Source organism: Vibrio sp. V42_P2S4T144, assembly GCF_009904715.1.
Taxonomy (GTDB): Bacteria; Pseudomonadota; Gammaproteobacteria; order Enterobacterales; family Vibrionaceae; genus Vibrio; species Vibrio alginolyticus.
Window position 1 is genome coordinate 1 of sequence record NZ_WXWS01000089.1, and the last position, 5860, is coordinate 5860.

The following is a 5860-nucleotide window of genomic DNA, read 5'->3' on the forward strand; positions in this document are numbered from 1 at the left end:
GAAAAAGTGAAGCAGAATCCGGATCTGTTAACACCACAAACTAAAATGGTAAAATGGCATTCTGTTTTCTATCTATCGTCCAAAATTGGACAACGTTTGGTTTGGAGCTAACGTCAATGAAAAAATGGGCTACTCTATTAGCTGGTAGTGCATGTGCGCTTTCTCTGTTCTCTGGTACAGCGACAGCGGATGAGAAAGAACTAGTATTTATGAACTGGGGTCCTTACATCAACAGTAATATCCTAGAGCAATTTACTAAAGAAACTGGCATCAAAGTGATCTACTCGACTTACGAGTCGAACGAAACTTTGTACGCAAAGCTAAAAACTCATAACCAAGGTTATGACCTAGTAGTACCTTCAACGTACTTCGTGGCGAAGATGCGTGACGAAGGCATGCTACAAAAGATCGATAAGACTAAGCTGAAAAACTTCGGCAACCTAGATAAAAACTACCTAGACAAGCCTTACGATCCAAGTAACGACTACTCTATCCCACACGTTGTTGCGATTACAGGCCTAGCGGTTAACGCAGATATGTACGATCCAAACGACTTCCAAAGCTGGGCTGACCTATGGAAGCCTGAGCTTGAAGGTCAAGTAATGTTGATGGACGACACTCGTGAAGTGTTCCATATCGCTCTGCGTAAACTTGGCTACTCAGGTAACTCAAAAGACCCTAAGCAAATCGATGAGGCGTACGCTGAGCTACAAAAGTTGATGCCTAACGTTTTAGTTTTCAACTCTGACAACCCTGGCGCACCTTACATGTCTGGTGAAGTGGGCGTTGGTATGCTTTGGAACGGTAGCGCCGCAGCGGCACAAAGTGAAGGCCTGAACCTTAAACTCGTTTTTCCTAAAGAAGGCGGTATCGGCTGGGTTGATAACTTCGCTATCTCTTCCGGTGCGAAGAACGTAGAAGCCGCTCACAAGATGATTGACTTCCTACTGCGCCCAGAAATCGCAGAGCAAATCTCTCGTGATACTGGCTACCTAACGGCGGTGGAAGAATCGAATGCTAAGTTTAAAGACGTTGCACCACTGTTCCCTTCTCAAGAAGACCTTGACCGCGTTGAATGGCAAGATGCGGTTGGTGATCTAACCGTTAAATACGAAGATTACTTCCTAAAGCTGAAAGCGGGACAATAATCTAGCTTGTGTAACAAGTCATCAACCATAGGAAAATAGGCAGCAATACGCTGCCTATTTTTGTCTTAGGCTGATATAATCGCGCGTTGCTAGGTTTGTTTGTCTTGGTATCATAGATTTATCGTCTCATAACAAGGAGACAACGATATTCAAGCTAAATGAACATATTTGTGCTTACTGCGATTTGGCTCAACTTGATAACTCCAGCTAGTATTGACTTGTCCAATCGCGAAACAAAACGGAAAACAAATGAAAAGTAAATTCTACGCAAGCGCTCTATGTGCAGCGACGCTCATCGCTACCCCTGCAATGGCTGCTGATCAAGAACTGTATTTCTACAACTGGTCGGAATACATTCCAAACGAAGTTCTTGAAGACTTTACAAAAGAAACCGGAATCAAAGTTATTTACTCTACATACGAATCTAACGAGAGTATGTACGCAAAACTAAAAACTCAAGGTTCTGGTTACGACTTGGTAGTACCGTCTACCTATTTCGTCTCTAAAATGCGTAAAGAAGGCATGCTACAACAGATCGACAAAGAGAAATTATCTCATTTTGCCGATCTTGATACTAACTTCCTAAACAAACCGTTCGATCCGAACAACAACTACTCTATCCCATACATTTGGGGTGCGACCGGTATTGGTATCAATGCTGACATGCTAGACAAGTCATCGGTTTCTAAATGGGATGATTTCTGGGATAGTAAGTGGGAGGGTCAACTAATGCTGATGGATGATTCTCGCGAAGTATTCCACATTGCATTGACTAAGCTTGGTTACTCACCAAACACGACTAACCCAGAAGAAATCAAAGCCGCTTACGAAGAACTGAAAAAGCTAATGCCAAACGTATTAGTATTTAACTCAGACTTTCCTGCAAACCCTTACCTTGCGGGTGAAGTTTCACTAGGCATGCTTTGGAACGGTTCTGCATACATGGCTCGTCAAGAAGGCGCGAACATCGACATCATCTGGCCAGAAAAAGGCACTATCTTCTGGATGGACAGCTTAGCTATTCCAACTGGCGCGAAGAACGTTGACGCCGCTCATAAGATGATCGATTTCCTACTACGTCCTGAGAATGCAGCTAAAATCGCACTAGAGATTGGTTACCCTACTCCAGTTAAAACGGCACACGATCTGCTACCGAAAGAATTTGCTAATGATCCAAGCATCTTCCCACCACAAGAAGTGATGGACAGCGGTACTTGGCAAGATGAAGTTGGCGAAGCGAGCGTAATGTACGATGAGTACTTCCAAAAGCTAAAAGTGAACAACTAATTCGTTAGTTTTAAAGATATGAAAAAGCGGCTCATGAGCCGCTTTTTTGTTCTTAATGACAAGACAAAAACTCTTCCTGTTGAAGTTATTACGCTCTTTCTTTTCCTTCTAGAGCCAGTATCTCGTCAACTAATTTTGGAACCTCAACGCTTGCTTTTCCGTAGCGTTTTTCCTCAAATTCACTTTCTACCGCACTAGGTTCTAGGTTAATTTCAATGGTATGTGCGCCGTGCATTTTTGCATCATGAACAAAACCTGCTGCGGGATACACAACGCCAGAAGTCCCAATAGAAATAAACAAATCTGCTTCTTCTAATGACGCGTAGATATCACCCATTCGCAGTGGCATTTCACCAAACCAAACAATATGTGGTCGCATTTGTGAAGGGATCTGACAACAGTGACAAAGTTCGCCTGTCTTAATGTCCTCATTGTGCTCTACTACTTGGTTAGATTCACTACAGCGCGCCTTGAGCAACTCACCATGCATGTGAATCACATTCTGACTGCCGCCTCTTTCGTGAAGGTTGTCTATATTTTGAGTGATGACTGTCACTTTACCTTCTAACTCAGCCTCTAGCCGACCTAATGCTTCATGCGCTGCATTAGGCTTTATCGCATTATCTTGAAGTTTCTTGCGGCGTTGGTTGTAAAAGTCTTGAACAAGGTCCGGATCGCGAGCAAACCCTTCAGGCGTTGCTACATCTTCGATACGGTGATTCTCCCATAGGCCATCTTGCGCACGAAATGTTTGAATACCAGATTCGGCCGAGATACCTGCACCAGTAAGTACTACAATATTTCTATAAGGGAAATTCATAACTCATCCTTGCTGTTTTTTCATTAGCTTAACACTGAAAGAATAGCAACAGTAGTAATATGGATTAGACCATAGTCGTAATGGTCACTATTAGAATTACAATTTAAGAGGAACAGCAATGAGACAAGTATCTCTAACGTTTACATTGCTTCTGACTTTGGCAGGCTGTCAACTTACCAATGTTGAAGGCGAAGTCGATGATGTAAAGGTAAGAGTCAGCACCAATGATGATGACCATCGAGGTAATGGTAATTTCTGTCCTCCGGGCCAAGCCAAGAAAGACAATTGCTAAAAGAGCGGCTTTATGCCGCTCCCATATTGGCCTCAATCCTCGTTGGTCGAAGATATTTTATGAATGGCTAGGTCAGCGCCATTGAATTCGTCTTCTTCTGAAAGCCTTAGTCCCATACTGGTATTAATCGCGCCGTAGACTGCAAGCGCCCCAAGCACTGCGATGGAAAGGCCCAAAAGCGTTCCTAGAAGCTGAACGATAATGCTCACGCCACCTAGCCCACCCAATGCGCTTTGGCCAAAGATCCCCGCGGCAATACCACCCCAAGCGCCACATACACCGTGTAAAGGCCAGACACCTAGCACATCATCAATCTTGGTTTTGTTTTGTAGGTGGGTAAAAAGATAAACAAATAGCACGCCAGCAATCGCACCTGTCACTAAAGCACCGATAGGATGCATTAAGTCTGAGCCCGCACATACAGCAACCAAGCCAGCTAGTGGGCCGTTATGAATAAAGCCAGGGTCATCCTTACCAGCCAACAGTGACGCGACAATGCCCCCGATCATTGCCATCAATGAGTTCATAGCCACCAAGCCACTTATGCCTGACACGGTTTGAGCTGACATGACGTTGAAGCCAAACCACCCCACACATAAGATCCAAGCTCCCAAAGCCAAAAACGGAATATTCGAAGGTGCAAAGTTGGTATGCTTTCCTGCTCGAACTCTGCCTTTTCTCATGCCCAAAAACACGACGGCAACAAGCGCTATCCAGCCGCCAACACCATGCACAACGACTGAACCTGCAAAATCGTGGAAGCCATAACCAAAGGTATTTTCAAACCAAGATTGAACGCCAAAGTTTCCGTTCCAGATCATTCCTTCAAATAGTGGGTATACAATACCGACAGTGAAAAATGTTGCGATTAAAATCGGATAAAAACGAGCTCGTTCTGCGATACCACCTGAAACAATAGCGGGAATCGCTGCAGCGAAAGTCAGCAAGAAAAAGAACTTCACCAACTCGTAACCATTGCCTTGAGATAACGTCTCTGCATCGGCAAAGAAGGTGCCGCCATAAGCGACCCAGTATCCAATGAAAAAATACGCAATGGCGGAAATACCGAAATCGGCCAAGATTTTAACTAAAGCATTAACTTGGTTCTTTTGGCGCACGGTTCCTACTTCAAGAAAAGCAAAACCAGCATGCATCAAAAAAACCATGATTGCGCCAAGTAGTAAGAAAAGTGTGTCGGAACTTTGCGTGAGAGTTTGTACAGCGCCGTGTACCTGATTGGCAGTTACACTCATTATGATTGTCTCCGTTGATCTGTAGCGCACTTATCCTGTGCATCAAAGTTAGGCTCATCACCAATTTGGTGAACTTAATTTATAGAGCGTCTAACAGAGCAATTCTCATTCCACAATTTACATTTCTAACACTTACACTTTAATTTATTGTTTTGTATGAACTTTAATAAAACTACGCATTCTTGAAATGGTGCTTAACACGCTAATAAGTGCACCAATATGGTTTTAGTGCACCAACATAATGCGCACCATATAGCTCAACAAAACGTAAAAGCCACCTCATGAGAGGTGGCTTATATACTGAATTGCTAACTAAAGGGGTTTATCGAGTGATCTTCCCTGCTTTTACATCTTCTAACCAACGTCCTTCGACAAGATAGGGAGGAAGCCAACCAGTTTCAACAGATAGACGGTTGCCTTTGTCGTACCACATGCAAGCCATGCCAAGCAGAGGGAAGTTGATAAAAGTTCTGATGCCTATCCTATCTGGTCCTAATTCTCTAAGATGATATTTCTCTTGGAACTGTAGGTTTTTAACGAGCGCTTCCTCAAAATCATAACCAATATTAGTAGTGAGCGCTGCGAAGGTTTCTAGGATCCCCATCGCAATTTCCAACGCCCAGTTATCTCCTTGAGCTACCGCCGCGTCCATTGCTGAAACCAGCTTATCAGGATAATCTGATGTGCGATTGTGGAACGACTGAATGACGTCTACTAGCATATAAGACAGCTCACCCGCTTTGGTAGAGCTCTGTCTCATCAAAGAAATAGGAAAGTTTGCCAATACGTCCATGCTAGCTTTGTCACGAACGATGACAGAGGTAAAATACGCATCTAGCCACATTGAGGGGCAAATGAAACCTGTTTTTAAAATACCTTCGCCTTTCCAAGTTATTTCAGGATGATCAGGTACCTTAACCGTCAAAGAGCTTTCAGGTTTTTGAGCCAGTCGATGATAGCTAGCTTGCATTATCGAGGCTTCAAATAGACGCAGCGTTCCTATTCGGTCATTTAGTTCAGACACTGGAAATAAAGTATATAACCTAACTTGCTCCCAAAC

The 5860-nt window shown here is 43.6% G+C and carries 6 protein-coding genes; 3 read left to right on the plus strand and 3 right to left on the minus strand.

All coding sequences use genetic code 11. From position 1 onward, the window contains the following. The first annotated feature begins 116 nt into the window (after window positions 1-116). Window positions 117-1148 carry an extracellular solute-binding protein gene (locus tag CAG68_RS02845; protein ID WP_161440757.1) on the plus strand — a complete coding sequence of 344 codons (1032 nt, stop codon included), beginning with the start codon at window positions 117-119 and terminating at the stop codon, window positions 1146-1148. Between the two features lie 249 nt (window positions 1149-1397). Further along, window positions 1398-2435 (plus strand): extracellular solute-binding protein, encoded by a 1038-nt coding sequence (locus CAG68_RS02850; protein ID WP_033905298.1) that lies wholly within the window; start codon window positions 1398-1400, stop codon window positions 2433-2435. A gap of 88 nt (window positions 2436-2523) precedes the next feature. Here CAG68_RS02850 and cobB read toward each other — a convergent pair whose 3' ends face one another. Continuing rightward, window positions 2524-3255 (minus strand): Sir2 family NAD+-dependent deacetylase, encoded by a 732-nt coding sequence (gene cobB / locus CAG68_RS02855; protein WP_005377522.1) that lies wholly within the window; start codon window positions 3253-3255, stop codon window positions 2524-2526. 118 nt (window positions 3256-3373) lie between these two features. Here cobB and CAG68_RS22105 point away from each other — a divergent pair, with 118 nt between their 5' ends. Beyond that, a complete protein-coding gene (locus tag CAG68_RS22105) occupies window positions 3374-3547 on the plus strand; it encodes a hypothetical protein (protein ID WP_005377524.1) in 174 nt (57 codons plus the stop codon). 32 nt (window positions 3548-3579) lie between these two features. Here CAG68_RS22105 and CAG68_RS02860 read toward each other — a convergent pair whose 3' ends face one another. Further along, complete coding sequence (locus tag CAG68_RS02860; protein WP_161440758.1) at window positions 3580-4800, minus strand: ammonium transporter; 1221 nt, start codon at window positions 4798-4800, stop codon at window positions 3580-3582. A gap of 322 nt (window positions 4801-5122) precedes the next feature. Further along, a partial coding sequence (locus CAG68_RS02865) for an immunity 49 family protein (protein ID WP_237667829.1) occupies window positions 5123-5860 on the minus strand: 738 nt, incomplete at its 5' end.

What these genes read in the sequence shown, in the direction of transcription:
- CAG68_RS02845 (WP_161440757.1), top strand. Translation starts at nt 117, where the DNA reads ATGAAAAAATGGGCTACTCTATTAGCTGGTAGTGCATGTGCGCTTTCT.
- CAG68_RS22105 (WP_005377524.1), top strand. Translation starts at nt 3,374, where the DNA reads ATGAGACAAGTATCTCTAACGTTTACATTGCTTCTGACTTTGGCAGGC.
- cobB (WP_005377522.1), bottom strand. Translation starts at nt 3,255, where the DNA reads ATGAATTTCCCTTATAGAAATATTGTAGTACTTACTGGTGCAGGTATC.
- CAG68_RS02850 (WP_033905298.1), top strand. Translation starts at nt 1,398, where the DNA reads ATGAAAAGTAAATTCTACGCAAGCGCTCTATGTGCAGCGACGCTCATC.
- CAG68_RS02860 (WP_161440758.1), bottom strand. Translation starts at nt 4,800, where the DNA reads ATGAGTGTAACTGCCAATCAGGTACACGGCGCTGTACAAACTCTCACG.